This window comes from Sutcliffiella halmapala, assembly GCF_002019665.1.
Lineage (GTDB): Bacteria > Bacillota > Bacilli > Bacillales > Bacillaceae_I > Sutcliffiella_A > Sutcliffiella_A halmapala.
This window is the reverse complement of sequence record NZ_KV917375.1, coordinates 4459516-4476563: the sequence shown is the minus strand read 5'-3', so window position 1 is coordinate 4476563 and position 17048 is coordinate 4459516. Positions and strand designations below refer to the sequence as shown.

General features: G+C 39.3%; 17 protein-coding genes, 10 tRNA genes and 1 rRNA gene. 26 read left to right on the top strand and 2 right to left on the bottom strand.

What is annotated here, in order from left to right; genetic code table 11:
- Positions 1-104 precede the first annotated feature (104 nt).
- Positions 105-818, bottom strand: a complete 714-nt coding sequence (locus BK580_RS22050; RefSeq protein ID WP_078382398.1) for a rhomboid family intramembrane serine protease — start codon at positions 816-818, stop codon at positions 105-107.
- A gap of 142 nt (positions 819-960) precedes the next feature.
- Here BK580_RS22050 and acpS point away from each other — a divergent pair, with 142 nt between their 5' ends.
- The 14 genes from acpS (at position 961) to BK580_RS21980 (ending at position 12091) form a co-directional block, all read left to right on the top strand.
- Entirely contained in the window at positions 961-1320 is a 360-nt protein-coding gene (acpS, locus tag BK580_RS22045; RefSeq protein ID WP_078382397.1) for a holo-ACP synthase, read from the top strand.
- A gap of 141 nt (positions 1321-1461) precedes the next feature.
- Positions 1462-2481, top strand: a complete 1020-nt coding sequence (locus BK580_RS22040) for an outer membrane lipoprotein-sorting protein (RefSeq protein ID WP_078382396.1) — start codon at positions 1462-1464, stop codon at positions 2479-2481.
- A gap of 137 nt (positions 2482-2618) precedes the next feature.
- Positions 2619-3797 carry an alanine racemase gene (gene alr / locus BK580_RS22035; protein WP_078382872.1) on the top strand — a complete coding sequence of 393 codons (1179 nt, stop codon included), beginning with the start codon at positions 2619-2621 and terminating at the stop codon, positions 3795-3797.
- Between the two features lie 137 nt (positions 3798-3934).
- Positions 3935-4216 (top strand): CopG family ribbon-helix-helix protein, encoded by a 282-nt coding sequence (locus BK580_RS22030; RefSeq protein WP_078382395.1) that lies wholly within the window; start codon positions 3935-3937, stop codon positions 4214-4216.
- A 4-nt stretch (positions 4217-4220) separates the two neighbouring features.
- Entirely contained in the window at positions 4221-4571 is a 351-nt protein-coding gene (gene ndoA / locus BK580_RS22025) for a type II toxin-antitoxin system endoribonuclease NdoA (protein ID WP_010195163.1), read from the top strand.
- A 388-nt stretch (positions 4572-4959) separates the two neighbouring features.
- On the top strand, positions 4960-5787 hold the full coding sequence (locus BK580_RS22020) for an RsbT co-antagonist protein RsbRA (protein WP_078382394.1): 828 nt from the start codon (positions 4960-4962) through the stop codon (positions 5785-5787).
- Entirely contained in the window at positions 5784-6140 is a 357-nt protein-coding gene (locus BK580_RS22015; RefSeq protein WP_078382393.1) for an STAS domain-containing protein, read from the top strand. The genes BK580_RS22020 and BK580_RS22015 overlap by 4 nt, the downstream gene beginning before the upstream one ends.
- A gap of 3 nt (positions 6141-6143) precedes the next feature.
- Complete coding sequence (locus BK580_RS22010) at positions 6144-6545, top strand: anti-sigma regulatory factor (RefSeq protein ID WP_078382392.1); 402 nt, start codon at positions 6144-6146, stop codon at positions 6543-6545.
- A 14-nt stretch (positions 6546-6559) separates the two neighbouring features.
- A complete protein-coding gene (locus BK580_RS22005; RefSeq protein WP_078382391.1) occupies positions 6560-7567 on the top strand; it encodes a PP2C family protein-serine/threonine phosphatase in 1008 nt (335 codons plus the stop codon).
- Positions 7568-7642: 75 nt separating this feature from the next.
- Positions 7643-7951, top strand: coding sequence for an STAS domain-containing protein (locus BK580_RS22000; RefSeq protein WP_078382390.1), 309 nt, complete (start codon positions 7643-7645; stop codon positions 7949-7951).
- A 22-nt stretch (positions 7952-7973) separates the two neighbouring features.
- The gene (gene rsbW, locus BK580_RS21995) at positions 7974-8450 is read left to right on the top strand and encodes an anti-sigma B factor RsbW (RefSeq protein WP_078382389.1); all 477 of its coding nucleotides are present in this window, start codon (positions 7974-7976) and stop codon (positions 8448-8450) included.
- The gene (sigB, locus tag BK580_RS21990; RefSeq protein WP_078382388.1) at positions 8425-9210 is read left to right on the top strand and encodes an RNA polymerase sigma factor SigB; all 786 of its coding nucleotides are present in this window, start codon (positions 8425-8427) and stop codon (positions 9208-9210) included. Before rsbW ends, sigB begins: the two co-directional genes overlap by 26 nt.
- Complete coding sequence (locus tag BK580_RS21985) at positions 9207-9803, top strand: PP2C family serine/threonine-protein phosphatase (RefSeq protein ID WP_078382387.1); 597 nt, start codon at positions 9207-9209, stop codon at positions 9801-9803. Before sigB ends, BK580_RS21985 begins: the two co-directional genes overlap by 4 nt.
- Before the next feature lie 74 nt (positions 9804-9877).
- Complete coding sequence (locus BK580_RS21980; protein WP_211279059.1) at positions 9878-12091, top strand: Tex family protein; 2214 nt, start codon at positions 9878-9880, stop codon at positions 12089-12091.
- Positions 12092-12185: 94 nt separating this feature from the next.
- Here BK580_RS21980 and cmpA read toward each other — a convergent pair whose 3' ends face one another.
- Positions 12186-12296: a cortex morphogenetic protein CmpA gene (gene cmpA / locus BK580_RS23430; RefSeq protein WP_139364950.1), complete on the bottom strand. Its 111-nt coding sequence runs from the start codon at positions 12294-12296 to the stop codon at positions 12186-12188.
- Between the two features lie 102 nt (positions 12297-12398).
- Here cmpA and BK580_RS21975 point away from each other — a divergent pair, with 102 nt between their 5' ends.
- The 12 genes from BK580_RS21975 to BK580_RS21920 all read left to right on the top strand — a co-directional run bounded on the left by BK580_RS21975 (position 12399) and on the right by BK580_RS21920 (position 16873).
- Positions 12399-12860 carry a SprT family protein gene (locus BK580_RS21975; RefSeq protein WP_078382386.1) on the top strand — a complete coding sequence of 154 codons (462 nt, stop codon included), beginning with the start codon at positions 12399-12401 and terminating at the stop codon, positions 12858-12860.
- 287 nt (positions 12861-13147) lie between these two features.
- A tRNA-Asn gene (locus BK580_RS21970) sits at positions 13148-13222 on the top strand.
- A gap of 5 nt (positions 13223-13227) precedes the next feature.
- A tRNA-Ser gene (locus BK580_RS21965) sits at positions 13228-13318 on the top strand.
- A gap of 9 nt (positions 13319-13327) precedes the next feature.
- Positions 13328-13399, top strand: a tRNA-Glu gene (locus BK580_RS21960).
- Between the two features lie 49 nt (positions 13400-13448).
- Positions 13449-13524, top strand: a tRNA-Val gene (locus BK580_RS21955).
- Between the two features lie 300 nt (positions 13525-13824).
- A tRNA-Gln gene (locus BK580_RS21950) sits at positions 13825-13899 on the top strand.
- 26 nt (positions 13900-13925) lie between these two features.
- Positions 13926-14009: transfer RNA gene (locus tag BK580_RS21945), tRNA-Leu, on the top strand.
- A gap of 21 nt (positions 14010-14030) precedes the next feature.
- A tRNA-Leu gene (locus BK580_RS21940) sits at positions 14031-14116 on the top strand.
- 831 nt (positions 14117-14947) lie between these two features.
- Positions 14948-15024 (top strand) — tRNA-Arg (locus BK580_RS21935).
- Between the two features lie 14 nt (positions 15025-15038).
- Positions 15039-15112, top strand: a tRNA-Pro gene (locus BK580_RS21930).
- Between the two features lie 11 nt (positions 15113-15123).
- Positions 15124-15197, top strand: a tRNA-Gly gene (locus tag BK580_RS21925).
- A 126-nt stretch (positions 15198-15323) separates the two neighbouring features.
- Positions 15324-16873: ribosomal RNA gene (locus BK580_RS21920) — 16S ribosomal RNA — on the top strand.
- Positions 16874-17048: the final 175 nt, after the last annotated feature.

Sequence of the window (17048 nt, the reverse complement as noted above, 5' to 3'; positions counted from 1 at the left end):
TTCAGTTTTTAGGAGAAACAAAAAAATCAGCGAACCCAGTGTCGTTAGTTTAAATAAAATGGAGGTACTCAATAGAATCATATTGAGTACCTCCATTTTATTTTTTATACAAATCTAGAAATAATACCTATTAGAACAAGTGCTATAAGGACTACCCAGATAATCGATTGCCCTTTGCTGGTTTGGTGTGTGGTACGTCTAATATTCGGGAAAATTTGACTTAGAGAACGGTTGAAAGTTTTATTTCCTTTTCCTAAGAAAAATGGAGCTAAAATAGTCCCAGCCAAGAAACCAAATAAATGGGCATAAATATTAACGTTGTGTGTGAAAAAGGTCATCACTAGCGAAATACCTAGGATTATAAGGATGATTTGAGAATTAGCATTACTTATCAAGTCAGGACGGAAGAATACCATATACAAATAAACACCAAATAGGGCAAAGATTGCGCCGGAAGCTCCTAAATGTGAATATAATACTGGTGCTAATAAAAGAGTGGCGATATTGGCTAAAATTCCTCCGAGTAGATAGATAAGGATGAATTTTCCCCTTCCAAGCATTCTTTCAAGACCGGGGCCGAAGAGTACGAGGGAAAGAGTGTTGAAAAGTAAGTGGGTCAGGGAAACGTGTAAGAAAATCGGTGTAATAAGTCTCCAATATTCCCCATTCCAGATGAGATAGTTGTTTCCAATAGTTAGATCTCTGAAAAAATCAGTGAATTGGACGCTCGTCCATAAGACTAGATGTATCGCCGCGATTGTGGTAATAATAGGATATAATTTTGTGAAAGTACGAAAATTTTCCGTTCGGACAAACATGTTTCTCACTCCTTCTAATGTAAGAGTACCATGACGGTTTATAAAAGTCTTTTGCAGAGGTAGGGGTATCTAAAATTATCATGCTAGATCTAATTATGAGTTTGGTGTTTTTAAATAGTATATGTGAAAGGTTGGTCATTGTATGATTATTGGAACAGGAATCGACATAGTTGAAATAGAGCGCATCGGAAAGTTAATGAATCGACAGTCTAGTTTTGTGGATCGTGTGCTGACTCCAGAGGAGAAAACACAATTTGAAGTTTTAGGTGATAAAAGAAAAGTAGAGTATCTTGCTGGACGTTTCTCAGCGAAAGAAGCATTTTCTAAGGCGTACGGTACAGGAATTGGCAAAGATTTAAGTTTTCAAGATATGAATATTGCTACTACTGAGAAGGGGAAACCGTTTTTCACAAGACCTATTTCTAGCAATGTCCATTTATCGATTTCACATAGCGAGCACTATGCAATTGCTCACGTAATTATTGAAAGCTTAGAAAGCTAGTCTGCATATTCCCAAAGCTTGCCTCATATACATAGTTCAGAAAGGAGACAAGGTGTACAAGTAAGAGGTATCAACTGTTATCTCTACATTCTCACTTTTCTCTAAAACAATCATGTAATTAAGGCAAAGGGGATGAAAAAATTGAGAAAAGCATGGCTTTTGTTAATGGTGAGTATTGTGAGTATCCTTGTTCTTGCTGGGTGCGGCACAAAATCGAAAGAAGATGTAACAACAGCATTAGGTAAAAAGGTAGAAGAGATGAAGAGCTATGAATCTAATGCGAAAATGACGCTACAAACAGGTGCGGAGCCACAAGTGTATGAAGTGCAAATCGGTCATAAAAAACCTGCACTTTATCGAGTTAATCTGAAAAATGCACAAAAGGATCAGAGTCAAATTATCATTCGTAACGAAGAAGGTGTGTTTGTTTTAACGCCAGCACTTAATAAAAGTTTCCGTTTTCATAGTGAGTGGCCACAAAATAGTAGCCAAGCGTATCTTTATGAATCATTAATTAATGATATTAATAAAGATCCAGACGCCACGTTTACGGCGACAGAAGAGCACTATGTGTTTGAGACGAAAACAAATTATCAAAACAATAAGCTATTGCCTACACAAGAAATCACCTTAAATAAAAAGGACTTATCTCCTGTCAGTGTGAAAGTAATGGATCCAGATAAAAAGCCTTTGGTATTAGTTGAATTTTCGGGTTTTAAATTCGACGCTAGCTTTGACGGAGATGCGTTTGATGTGAAGAAAAACATGACAGGTGCTCAGTTGGAGCTTCCGACATCTGGCCAAGTAAGCGATGAGAAAGATAATGCATTTAGTGTAATGATTCCTGGTGATATTCCAGCAGGTAGTGAAATGAAGGAACAAAAAGAAGTGGCGACAGAGAACGGTAAACGAGTTGTTACGACGTTTAGTGGAGATAAATCTTTCACTCTTGTCCAAGAAAGGGCTCGCTATTCAGATGTTAGTACATCCTCCTTTATTAGTGGTGAGCCAGTGGATTTAGGATTTACAGTAGGTGCTTTAACAGAAAATACACTCACTTGGCACTACCAAGGGGTAGATTTCACTTTAGCTTCACAAGATTTATCCCAAGATGAAATGATGATGGTTGCACGTTCTGTACAGGGTGCTGCAGTTAAATAGCATATGTTCATGAGGAAAGCAGGCTCTTAGGGGGCCTGTATTTTTTTGTTTTAGGAGTAGTGTTTCATGACATTTCGGGTGTTTTTCGCTATGATATAGGGAGAATTTTGATATTGGTTAGGGGAGTGCTTTGGGATATGGAGAGCTTTCATCGTGATACTTGGGTCGAGGTTGATTTAGATTGTATTTATGAGAATGTTAGTGCGATACAAAAGCATGTAACTGAGGATGTTTCGGTTATAGCTGTGGTGAAGGCGAATGCATATGGTCATGGGGATGCTCAAGTTGCGAATGTGGCGCTAGAAGCGGGTGCAAGTTATTTAGCTGTTTCCTTTTTGGATGAGGCAATTTCTTTGAGAAGGCAAGGTATCAAGGCGCCTATTTTAGTAATGGGTGCTTCGCGGATGAGTGATGTTGGGCTTGCTGCGAAGGAGAATATTACGTTAACTGTCTTTCAAAAAGAGTGGTTGCAAGAAGCGGAAAGAATATATAAAGGGAATAAACAAGTCCGTTTACACTTAAAGTTAGACACGGGTATGGGGAGAATTGGAGCTCGAACAAAAAATGAGGTATTAGATGTAGTTAGCCTAATAATGAAGTCAGATTGCTTCTTGCTTGAGGGGGTTTATACTCATTTTGCAACAGCGGATGAATTACAATCAAGGTATGTAGAAACGCAGTTTGAGCGGTTTTCTGAATTATTACATGAGATTCAACAGTTGATTTCTCCTCCAATGATACACTGTGGTAATAGCGCTACCACATTAAGGTTTCCAGGAAGAATATTTAATGCGGTTCGACTAGGGATTGCGATGTATGGGCTGACACCTTCTCCTGAAATGATTCCAACCTTACCATTTAAACTAAAGGAGGCTTTTTCTCTCCATACGAAACTTGTGCATGTAAAAAAATTACCAAAAGGGGAACAGGTTAGTTATGGAGGAACCTATAAAACAAATGAGGAAGAATGGATAGGTACTGTGCCAGTTGGATACGCTGATGGGTGGATTCGTAAGCTACAAGGAATGGATGTTCTTGTTGATGGTAAGCTTGCGCCAATAGTTGGTAGAGTTTGCATGGATCAATTTATGATTAAGTTACCTTATGAACTTCCTTTGGGAACGGTCGTTACACTAATAGGAAAGCAAAAAGGGTTAGAAATTAGTTCTAATGACGTTGCCAAAAGGTTAGAGACAATAAACTATGAAATCCCTTGTATGATAAGTTACAGGGTTCCACGCATGTTTTTAAGAAACAGGAGTATAATGGAAGTGAGAAATTATTTGCAAGACAAACTAATAATGGATAAAAGGTAAGATTCTGCATAAAAAAGTTTAATTGATGTGATAATAGAGAGGAATTCAGCAAATTGACTTTGCAATTTCTAGCATTGATGGTATTATGGAATATGGAATAGTATTATATGTGTCTGTAGTTCTTGGAGGTGTATGCTGTGTCTGAATCCAGCGCAACAACTGAAATCTTAATTCGATTACCTCAAAACTTAGTATCGGAGTTAGATGGTTTGGTAAAACAAGAAAACGGCAATCGAAACGAATTAATCTATCAAGCAACAAAGATGTATCTTCGCGAGCGAAAAAAGCGTCAAATTCGCGAGTCCATGAGACGTGGCTACATGGAAATGTCTAAAATTAATTTAAACATTGCATCTGAAGCTTTTCTTGCAGAATATGAGGCGGAGCATACGGTTGAACGCTTAGTTAGCGGGGGGTAATCATTTGATTGTCAAACGCGGTGACGTTTATTTTGCTGATTTATCCCCGGTAGTTGGGTCTGAGCAAGGAGGCGTTCGACCAGTACTTGTCATCCAAAATGATATAGGAAATCGCTTTAGCCCGACCGTTATTGTAGCTGCAATTACTGCTCAAATTCAGAAAGCCAAACTTCCTACCCATGTAGAAATCGATGCAAAGCGCTATGGTTTTGAACGTGACTCGGTTATCTTGCTCGAACAAATTAGAACAATTGATAAACAGAGATTGACGGACAAAATAACTCATCTTGATGAGGAAATGATGGACAAAGTGGATGAGGCGCTTCAAATAAGTTTAGGACTTATTGACTTCTAATATTTTGTATTTTTTCGTTTGAGGGTTATTTTCGAACTATTGTTTATACGCGAATTATCCCGTATTTCGAAGCATCCCATCTTAAGATCATTTAATTTAATCCAGTAAAGTTTAAGAAGAGATTCTTATTAAAAGCTATTCACAAAAGAGTGAGTAGCTTTTTTAATTTCTATTTTATGTATTATTACCATAAGACTTCTAAAATTCTTCTTAGCGTTAACTTCCTTCTTTAATACCACGAATTATAGGTAAATGAAACCGCGATTTTAAATAAGGCGTAATGGAACATATTTGACAGGGGAAATTATATAAATTTATGATATAAATAGCGGAATTATTATTTTATTGTCGAATTTATTAATTATTCACCTAAAAAGGAGCCAGGAAAATGAATCGAGATATACTTAGTTACATTGAAAAAAATCGAGAATCTATCTTCAATGATTGGATTGAAGGTATGGACAAAATTGGTGAGAAGAAAGAGTATAAGGCAATTTCTGACAAGGTCTATTTAAGCACAAGTCGTGAATACATTAATTTATTGCTTAATAATATCAGCATCGATATTGATGACCTGTCTACAAAGTTAACAGATTTTGCTGAAAAAATCGTTCGTTTTGGCTGGCCGCTTCTATATGTAACCGAAGGCCTTACGTTGTTCGGAAAATTAGTTTTTGAAAGCATGGCAGAAGATAAAAATGATACGCAGAAACTGGCTTTAATGTATGAATTTGATAAATGGCTCCGTCCTGTTAATAATGAGATTGTAAAGACGTATACAGGTACTTGGGAGCATACGGTATCGATGCAAAAAATTGCCCTTCAAGAATTAGCTGCACCTTTAATTCCTGTGTTTGACAAGATTTCAGTGATGCCACTAGTGGGAACGATTGATACGGAACGCGCTAGACAAATCATGGAAAATTTATTGCAAGGTGTCGTAAAGCATCGTGCAGAAGTAGTTCTAATTGACATTACAGGAGTTCCTGTTGTAGACACGATGGTTGCACACCACATTATTCAAGCTGCAGAAGCTGTTCGTTTAGTAGGAGCAAGATGTTTACTAGTAGGTATCCGACCAGAGATTGCGCAAACCATTGTCAACTTAGGTATTAATCTTGATCAGATTATTACGAAGAACTCCTTGAAAAAAGGTATTGAAACTGCATTAGAAATTACGAATAGAAAAATTGTGACTGTGGGGGATCCTGAGTGAGAATTCCAATATTAAAGCTTTATAACTGTCTTCTTATTTCTATTCAATGGGAATTAGATGACCAAACAGCCTTACAATTTCAAGAAGATCTTCTAAATCGAATCCATGAAACAGGGGCAAATGGAGTGGTAATTGACTTAACGTCTGTTGATATGATTGACTCGTTCATTGCTAAAGTCCTTGGGGATGTAATCAGTATGTCAAAACTAATGGGTGCACAAGTTGTATTAACTGGAATCCAACCTGCTGTGGCCATAACGTTAGTTGAATTAGGTATTCAGTTGGACGAGGTTTTTACAGCACTAGATTTAGAAAAAGGTCTGGAGAAATTACAACAGGAACTGGGGGAGTAAAAAATGACTGTCCAATCCTGTGTAAAAATAAGAAACGAATGGGACATTGTAGCTGCCAGACAAATGGGCAGGAATGTTGCCAAAGAATTAGGTTTCGGAACAGTAGACCAAGCAAGAATTACGACAGCTATTTCGGAATTGGCGAGAAATATATATTTATATGCAGGCACAGGTCAAATTTGCATCGAAGAGATGAGAGAATATGGAAAAACAGGACTGAGAGTTATTGCTACAGATGATGGACCTGGAATTACCGATATAAGGCAAGTGATGGAAGATGGATTTTCCACATCAGGTGGACTAGGAGCTGGATTACCTGGTGTGAAGCGGTTAATGGATTCATTCCAAATCGACTCGGAATCTGGTCGAGGGACGACTATCGATGCTGTAAAGTGGGTTCGTTAAAGGGAGGGTAACCCATGAATTATGAGGAACTAGAAACAAAATATAAAGAGATTTTGTCGGCTTATTTAAACCGACAATCGGAAGAAGCCCTGTATAAGGGGCAAGAATTTAGTCGTAAATTACTTGCAGAAAAGGTCTCTCCAGAAGAAATAATAAGTGTTCATAAAGGGATGCTTCAACATTTATCTCCAGATATTCCGGAAGATATTTTGCATTCACTTGATTTTTTGCTTGAAGTAATGATTGGATACGGCATTGCTTATCGAGAACATCAAAGTTTGCGTCACCGTCAACAAGAAATTCAAACAGAAATTGAAATTGCGGCTAATGTGCAGCAAACACTGTTAGAAACAAAAATACCAGAAACGGATTGTGTGGAAATAGGTGCTATAAGTGTACCTGCTAAACATATGAGTGGAGATTATTATCATTTTGTACATAGTGAAAATGACTCGTTTAGTGTTGCTATCGCGGATGTCATAGGGAAAGGCATTCCGGCTGCTATGTGTATGTCTATGATAAAATATGCGATGGATAGTTTGCCGGATATAAGAGTGGCACCAAGTTATGTGCTTGGTAATTTAAATAGAGTGGTGGAACAGAACGTAGATGCTAGTATGTTTATCACAATGTTCTACGGCATGTATGATTTAACGAAGCATCTATTTTCTTTTGCATCAGCAGGTCATGAGCCGCCATTGTATTACGATGCTCAATCAGATGAATTCTACGAGCTTGATGCAAGAGGGCTTGTACTGGGGATTGATCGACATGCGACATACGAACAGTACGAGAAGCAGATTTGTGTCAACGATATGATTATTCTGTTCTCGGATGGTGTAACAGAATGCCGAACAGAAGATGGGTTTATTGAGGTGGATAAAATAATTGACTTAATTAGATCGTATATCCACTTACCTCCACAAGCGATAGTGGAATTAGTATTTCGGGATTTAGAAAAAATTCAAGATTTTCAATTAAGAGATGATTTTACATTAATAATTTTAAAAAGAAATGTTTAATAGTTTGAAAATCGGGTATTAAGTAATGGGATAACCAAAAATGGAATTCTAATTCATGTTGAGGTGAAGATGTTTATGGATATGGAAATTCAAATAAAAGAAGATTTAAACCAAACGATAGTTGTATTAGAGGGGGAAATCGATGCCTATACTGCTCCAAAGGTTAAGGAACAGGTTGCCCCGATGCTAGAAGGTTTCAGTGGAGAAATCGTGTTTGATCTAACGAACGTTAATTATATGGATAGTACAGGTTTAGGGATGTTTGTAGGTTTCTTTAAAACAGTAAAAACAAATAATGGGGTCTTTCGGTTAATTGGACTTTCTGATCGATTAAAAAGATTGTTTGATATTACTGGTTTAGCAGGAATAATGGAAATTAAATAAGTTCACTAAAGGTGGGGGAACAATGAACCGGGCTTATGATTATATAGAAATGGCTTTCCCAGCTAAGGCTGAATATGTTGGAGTAATTCGACTTACCTTATCTGGAGTAGCAAATCGAATGGGATTTTCTTATGATGAAATAGAAGACATAAAAATCGCTATCAGTGAAGCATGTACAAATGCAGTTGACCATGCTTATAAGCAAGATGAAGAAGGAAATATTAGAATCGGATTTGGAATTTACAAAGATCGACTTGAACTAGTTGTAGCCGATAATGGGAAAAGTTTCGATTTCGATAAAGTAAAAGAAGAGCTTGGCCCTTATACAGAATCACAACCAGTAGAGACTTTGCCGGAAGGAGGATTAGGATTATTTTTAATCCAAACGCTAATGGATGATGTGAAAGTGCATAGTAACCAAGGCGTAACAGTCTTCATGACAAAGTATGTACAAGGAGAGCAGGTGGAAAGGGATGCAGAATCAATCTCCGTCCAATAAATTGGATGTTAATATGCTATTAGAGCGGTACCAGCTTGAAAACTGTAAAGTATCGCAATCGCAATTAGTCGAGCATTATACTGCACTTGTTGAATCCATCGCTCGTAAGTATTCACGAGGAAAGGCCTTTCATGAAGATCTATCTCAAGTAGGGATGATTGGATTGCTCGGGGCCATGAGGCGTTTTGACCCAAGCTTTGGAAGAAGTTTCGAAGCATTTGCTGTTCCGACTATTATAGGTGAGATTAAAAGATTCTTAAGGGACAAGACATGGAGCGTCCATGTTCCCCGCAGGATTAAAGAAATTGGTCCGAAAATTAAATCGGCAGTAGAAGAACTGACAAATGAACTTCAGCGCTCACCTAAAGTATTTGAAATTGCCGAATTTCTTGAAGTGACAGAAGAAGAAGTATTAGAAGCGATGGAGATGAGTCAGAACTACCAAGCCCTATCTGTTGATAATGCAATTGAGGCAGATTCGGATGGGAGTACGGTAACGATTCTGGACATCGTCGGAAATAAAGATTCCGGTTTCGAACAGGTGGATCAGCAACTTTTATTAAAGAAAATTTTCCATGTGCTATCTGAGAGAGAAAAACAAATAATAGAATGCACATTCTTTCATAATATGAGTCAGAAGGAAACAGGCGAAAAGCTAGGTATTTCACAAATGCATGTATCAAGGCTACAAAGAAAAGCGTTAACGAAATTAAAACAAGCCTTTCTAGCGGACAACTCTAGCGCGGAGATATTTTCATGATTGAACAATTCAAGCATGAGAAAGTGCAAGTGAATGCCTATCAAAATCCGAAAAATGGAATGTATTTTTGTGGAGATAGCTATTATGTTAATGCAACAGATGAGTATTTTATATGTGTGGTAGCTGACGGCTTAGGTAGTGGGGAATTTGCTCATGATGCTTCACAAGCAGTAATCTCTGCTGCTAAAGTCAGCGAAAAGGAAGATGTTTCAGTGATTATGAAGGCTTGTAACGAAGCCATGAAAAATAAGCGGGGAGCTGCAGTGTCAGTTCTAAAAGTGGACTATGATAATCAAGAGGTAGTGTACAGTTGTGTAGGAAATATCCGCTTTTTCCTCTACCCTCCGTCAGAAAAGCTGATTTATCCCCTTCCGGTAAAAGGTTATTTATCTGGTAAACCTCAAATTATAAAAACTCATCGATTTCCCTTTACGTCTAATATGAAGTTTTTCGTATACTCTGACGGGTTGAATATTCCTTCTGTACGAAAATACATTAAGGATATTCCATCTGCAAATTCCTTGCTAGAAATTGCAGCAATTTTTACAGCTGGGATGGATGATGTAACAATCATTTCGGGTGAAATAACATAAAATAGTTTAAAAGGGCTAACGAGAATTATCGTTGGTCCTTTTCTTTTTTTTGATAAACTTTGGTAAAATAGAAGATGGGACTTTATGTTGGGAGGCAAAAGATCGTGGAATGGAATGAAAAAAACGAACAGTTAGTCAATTTGCTTATAAAAGATGTGGAAGTCACAAAGGTACAAGCCAAAAAGGTAATTTCACTTTTGGAAGAGGGGAATACAGTTCCTTTTATCGCAAGGTACCGAAAAGAACAAACAGGGTCATTAGATGAAGTTCAAATTAGAGCAATCATGGAAAAATGGCAATACATACAAAACCTTGAAAATAGAAAAGAAGAAGTCATTAGATTAATAGAGGAACAAGGTAAGTTAACAGAAGAGCTACGAGCAAGTCTCTTAAAATCAACGAAGCTACAACAAGTCGAGGACCTCTATCGACCTTATAAACAAAAACGCCGTACAAAAGCGACCATAGCAAAGGAAAAAGGATTAGAGCCGTTTGCATTATGGTTATTAAGCTTTCCGGCATCCCCTACATTAGAAGAGAAAGCTCAAGAGTTCTTGTCGGAAGAGAAAGAAGTCGCAACAATAGAAGAAGTTATCGAAGGGGCTAATGATATCATCGCTGAGACAATTTCTGATGAAGCGGCATATCGTCAATATATCCGAGAGCTTACATTTAAACAGGGACAAATCGTCTCCACTGTTAAAAATGAAGAAAAAGACGAAAAACAAGTTTATGCGATGTATTATGAGTACGAAGAGCCAATTAATAAGGTATTGCCTCATAGAATTCTTGCTGTAAATCGTGGAGAAAAAGAAGAAATCTTGCGTGCTGCAATAAAAGCACCTGTAGATAAAATAATCACTTATTTAAACCGACAACTAATAAAAAAAGAACAATCACAAGTAACTGCGATTATTAAAGAAGCGGTAGAAGATAGCTATAAACGATTAATTGAACCAGCAATCGAACGTGAATTAAGAAAAGAATTAACGGAGAAGGCCGAAGAGCAAGCTATCCATATTTTTTCCGAGAATCTACGTAATCTTTTGCTGCAACCACCATTAAAAGGCAAGGTAGTTCTAGGAGTCGATCCTGCCTACCGAACAGGCTGTAAATTAGCAGTGGTTGATGAAATTGGAAAGGTTTTATACATCGGGGTTATTTATCCGCATGCTCCAGTCAATAAAAAAACCGATGCTGTTCAAAAGTTACTAGATGTTCTTAAAACATATAAGATCGAGGTAGTAGCGGTAGGGAATGGTACAGCTTCAAGAGAAACTGAGCAATTAATTGCCGAAGTAATCCAGCAATGTGGACAAAGTATCTCTTACTTAATTGTAAATGAGGCTGGTGCAAGTGTATATTCTGCATCCGATCTAGCGAGAGAAGAGTTTCCTAATCTTCAAGTTGAAGAGAGAAGTGCAGTTTCTATTGCACGTCGACTACAAGATCCACTTGCTGAGCTTGTGAAAATAGATCCGAAATCAGTAGGTGTTGGTCAATATCAGCATGATGTGACGCAGAAAAGATTAGCAGAATCCCTTAATTTCGTTGTCGAAACAGTAGTAAACCAAGTAGGAGTGAACGTAAATACAGCTTCGTCCTCCCTTCTTCAATATGTTGCAGGTTTATCCAAAACTGTAGCTAATAACATCGTGAAAAAACGGGAAGAACAAGGGAAGTTTACAAGTCGATCAGAATTAAAGGGAATTCCAAGATTAGGTGCTAAAACGTATGAACAGTGTATCGGTTTCTTGCGTATCATTGACGGGAAACAACCACTTGACCGTACTGATATTCACCCAGAAACATATCCAGATGTGAAAAAGTTGTTAAAACAACTCGGAGTATCTGAAAAAGAAATTGGTAGCGAAAAACTGCAAGAGGCTTTAAAAGGTGTCAACGTAGAAACGCTATCGGCAGACCTAAGTATTGGGGATCTAACATTACAGGATATTATCAGTTCGTTAATTCGTCCCGAACGAGATCCTCGAGATAACATGCCAACTCCATTACTAAAGCAAGATGTCTTACAGCTAGAAGACTTGAAAAAAGGAATGGAATTAGAAGGAACGGTCCGAAATGTCGTTGACTTTGGTGCATTTGTTGATATTGGAGTCAAACAAGACGGCCTAGTACATATATCTAAACTAAGCAACCGTTTCGTGAAACATCCACTCGATGTTGTCTCTGTTGGAGACATTGTTACTGTGTGGGTAGAAGGTGTGGAAGTGAACAAAGGGAGAGTCTCTCTCACGATGTTAACTCCAGAAAAACAAGAAGTATAATAGAAGAACCCCCTAGTTTTGCTTGGTTGAAAACTAGGGGGTTTTTGTATATCTAAGTTTTTTCTAGATCTGCTAATAATAAAACTAATCGTTGCTACACATTCCTTTTATAATAAAAAAACCAACACTGATTGAGCATTTTAATTTGATATCTGTCTTTTTCTAGATAAGCACGTTGTATTTGTTTTTTAAACCAAGAGGGCACACATCATACCTCCTTTTGGACTTAATTAGCTAACTTTAGGTTTATTTGTATCTAGTTTATGCAGTATACTTGTGTTGGTTCGAAGGAAAGGAAGATGAGTAAATGGATGACAAACAGTTGCAGCAATTAATTGAAGATATCTCGTTAACTTATTTTCAACTTCCCTTTGTCCATAGGGCTACTTTTAACCCTCGACTAAAAACTACAGGTGGAAGATACTTAACCTTCACAGGAAACATTGAGATAAATAAAAAATACTACGATGTATTTGGGATGGATGAATTATTAGGTATCGTCAAACATGAATTGTGCCATTACCACCTTCATCAAAGAGGTCTAGGGTACAAGCATAGAGACCAAGATTTTAAAATATTATTAAAAAAAGTAGGGGCACCTAGATTTTGTTCACCTATTAAAAAGCCTGCTAGTTCTCCAAGTAGCTACCGTTTCTACAAATGTAAGGATTGTCACCTACTGTATAAAAGAGTAAGAAGGGTTAATTTGAAAAAATACCGTTGTGGGAAATGTAGAGGGGAACTAAAGGAAGTCGATGAACCGTATTGACAGTTTGTTGACATCTGTGTTAATTTATTAAAGTCGCTGTTTTACGAAGTGGCAATATGCTATATCTTTTATCATTATAAAAATACTTGACTTTTTAATACAAGCTTATTAAAATTAAAACAGTCGGTAACATTATTCCACCATAGCTCAGCGGTAGAGCACGATCGAATAATCAACTTCGATTTATCTACAGCGTACCGATTGAGCCGCATCTCGAGTATTCCTTCTGAAATCGGGACGTTCATATACCCGTGCAGAAAAATACGTTAGGGATATTATATTATTAATCCACCATAGCTCAGCGGTAGAGCATTCGGCTGTTAACCGAAGGGTCGTAGGTTCGAATCCTACTGGTGGAGCCATATTCGGGGAAGTACTCAAGTGGCTGAAGAGGCGCCCCTGCTAAGGGTGTAGGTCGTGTAAGCGGCGCGAGGGTTCAAATCCCTCCTTCTCCGCCATATAAATAAGGCCCATTGGTCAAGCGGTTAAGACACCGCCCTTTCACGGCGGTAACACGGGTTCGAATCCCGTATGGGTCACTACAAAGTGGGATGCAGAACATATTGTTTTGCTTCCCATTTCTATCCTGGAGGATTAGCTCAGCTGGGAGAGCACCTGCCTTACAAGCAGGGGGTCGGCGGTTCGATCCCGTCATCCTCCACCAGAAAGAACTATTGATTTCCTTTTTATCGAGAACTTTCTTCTGAGATTTTGGAGTCGATTTTATTTCGTTTATTACGTATAGAGACTTCGGTCCTATGTTCATCTAATTTTAGGTGGAAAGGGTTTTGTGGGAAGTTGAAATGGTAGCATGTATTTATATGTGTACTGCATTTAAAACTTTCTTCAGGAATTTCGGAGTCGATATTATTTCGTCTATTTCCTTCTGAAATAGTCAAAATAATGTCTGCGGTGTGATTTCATGAAGTGATTTCACGGAAGAAGCTTCATGATGATTATTCATTGGGCTATAGCCAAGCGGTAAGGCATCGCACTTTGACTGCGACATGCGTTGGTTCGAATCCAGCTAGCCCAGCCAATTTTATTCTTACTATTTAATATAATGCGGGTGTGGCGGAATTGGCAGACGCGCTAGACTTAGGATCTAGTGTCCTTGACGTGGGGGTTCGAGTCCCTTCACCCGCACCATACAATATTTAGTCGATATATGCGGTCGTGGCGGAATGGCAGACGCGCTAGGTTGAGGGCCTAGTGGGGGCAACCCCGTGGAAGTTCGACTCTTCTCGGCCGCACCAAATACATATAATTCAAGACTTCTACATTTGTAGAGGTCTTTTTTGTTGTCTAGAAAATATTAAAGTCCTCGAATCGCTAAAAACCCAGAAAGAGAGCACAATCAAAGTTTGTTCTTTTCTAGTGAATATAAACTTTATTGCTTAGGATGTGTTTTTTTTAGGGTGGTTACTTTGCTTTGATAAAGGGATCTAATTGGGCGGGAATATGGAATGAGGAGTTAACTCCAAAAGAAAGAGGTGTTTTAATTAAAGGCTTATCTATTATATATGAAAATAATTAATGAAGTGGAAATTCTAACTGTCTACAAAGAAGCCTGTATATAAGAATAGAAATATGTAAAGTATGTTTAAAAAAAGTGAATTAGAACGGGGGATTAAAAAAGAGCTTTTGCATAGAGGAATGAATAGTAGGAAGACCATTGATGCAGATTATTTAGTGGATTAGTGAGGTTGCGACCGCTTGATTACTACTGGTTCATTGTAGGTCTTGCTGAGCAATAACCTTGTTTTCTTATGTAGGAAGAGTATTTTATAATAAGTTTTAACTTTTTTTAAATATAATGTTGACATACTAAGCCTCATGCTTTAATATAAGTCTAGTCGCCGTTAGTAAGTAGCGATTAACGAAATCGGATAAGCCATTGAGCAGTAGATTTCGCTTGAGAATTTTCATCCGAGTAGGACAAGGATAAACGGAAGGTTAATTCCGTGAAATCTCCAACCCTCTCAAATGTAATTCAAAAAAATAAAAAAAGTGTTGACATGAAGTTGAACACTTGATATGATAGTTGAGTCGCTGTTAAACAACGACGAACAACAAAAACTTAATTAGCGCCCGTAGCTCAATTGGATAGAGCGTTTGACTACGGATCAAAAGGTTAGGGGTTCGAGTCCTCTCGGGCGCGCCAATATATAAATTGAACGGGGAGTAGCTCAGCTTGGTAGAGCACTTGGTTTGGGACCAAGGGGTCGCAGGTTCGAATCCTGTCTTCCCGATTTGAAATATTGCGGGTGTAGTTTAATGGTAAAACCTCAGCCTTCCAAGCTGATGTCGTGGGTTCGATTCCCATCACCCGCTCCATAAAACATTTACGAATGATCTTTGAAAACTAAACAAAACAACAGCGTCCACGTTAATCTATAATGATTAACAAAGAACGAAAAAGTAACACAAGCTAGTTAAATTTTGAGCAAATGCTCAAACTCTTTATTGGAGAGTTTGATCCTGGCTCAGGACGAACGCTGGCGGCGTGCCTAATACATGCAAGTCGAGCGGACTTACAAAAGCTTGCTTTTGTAAGTTAGCGGCGGACGGGTGAGTAACACGTGGGCAACCTGCCCTTAAGACTGGGATAACTTCGGGAAACCGGAGCTAATACCGGATAATATAAAGAACCTCCTGGTTCTTTATTGAAAGATGGTTTCGGCTATCGCTTATGGATGGGCCCGCGGCGCATTAGCTAGTTGGTGAGGTAACGGCTCACCAAGGCAACGATGCGTAGCCGACCTGAGAGGGTGATCGGCCACACTGGGACTGAGACACGGCCCAGACTCCTACGGGAGGCAGCAGTAGGGAATCTTCCACAATGGACGAAAGTCTGATGGAGCAACGCCGCGTGAGTGATGAAGGCCTTCGGGTCGTAAAGCTCTGTTGTTAGGGAAGAACAAGTGCGAGAGTAACTGCTCGCACCTTGACGGTACCTAACCAGAAAGCCACGGCTAACTACGTGCCAGCAGCCGCGGTAATACGTAGGTGGCAAGCGTTGTCCGGAATTATTGGGCGTAAAGCGCGCGCAGGTGGTTTCTTAAGTCTGATGTGAAAGCCCACGGCTCAACCGTGGAGGGTCATTGGAAACTGGGGAACTTGAGTGCAGAAGAGGAAAGTGGAATTCCAAGTGTAGCGGTGAAATGCGTAGAGATTTGGAGGAACACCAGTGGCGAAGGCGACTTTCTGGTCTGTAACTGACACTGAGGCGCGAAAGCGTGGGGAGCAAACAGGATTAGATACCCTGGTAGTCCACGCCGTAAACGATGAGTGCTAAGTGTTAGAGGGTTTCCGCCCTTTAGTGCTGCAGCTAACGCATTAAGCACTCCGCCTGGGGAGTACGGTCGCAAGACTGAAACTCAAAGGAATTGACGGGGGCCCGCACAAGCGGTGGAGCATGTGGTTTAATTCGAAGCAACGCGAAGAACCTTACCAGGTCTTGACATCCTCTGCCAACCCTAGAGATAGGGCGTTCCCCTTCGGGGGACAGAGTGACAGGTGGTGCATGGTTGTCGTCAGCTCGTGTCGTGAGATGTTGGGTTAAGTCCCGCAACGAGCGCAACCCTTGATCTTAGTTGCCAGCATTCAGTTGGGCACTCTAAGGTGACTGCCGGTGACAAACCGGAGGAAGGTGGGGATGACGTCAAATCATCATGCCCCTTATGACCTGGGCTACACACGTGCTACAATGGACGGTACAAAGGGCAGCAAAACCGCGAGGTCGAGCCAATCCCAGAAAACCGTTCTCAGTTCGGATTGCAGGCTGCAACTCGCCTGCATGAAGCCGGAATCGCTAGTAATCGCGGATCAGCATGCCGCGGTGAATACGTTCCCGGGCCTTGTACACACCGCCCGTCACACCACGAGAGTTTGTAACACCCGAAGTCGGTGGGGTAACCTTTTGGAGCCAGCCGCCTAAGGTGGGACAGATGATTGGGGTGAAGTCGTAACAAGGTAGCCGTATCGGAAGGTGCGGCTGGATCACCTCCTTTCTAAGGAAAAAGACGCTGTTTGTTTTGTTTAGTTTTGAGAGAGCATTCTCTCAAATGATTATATACGCACTGAAATTCCTCCTTAATATGATGGAAATCAGTCGCTATGTATGTTCTTTGAAAACTAGATAACGTAAGTAATATCAAGATACATTCACAAGTATCGTTCATCTTA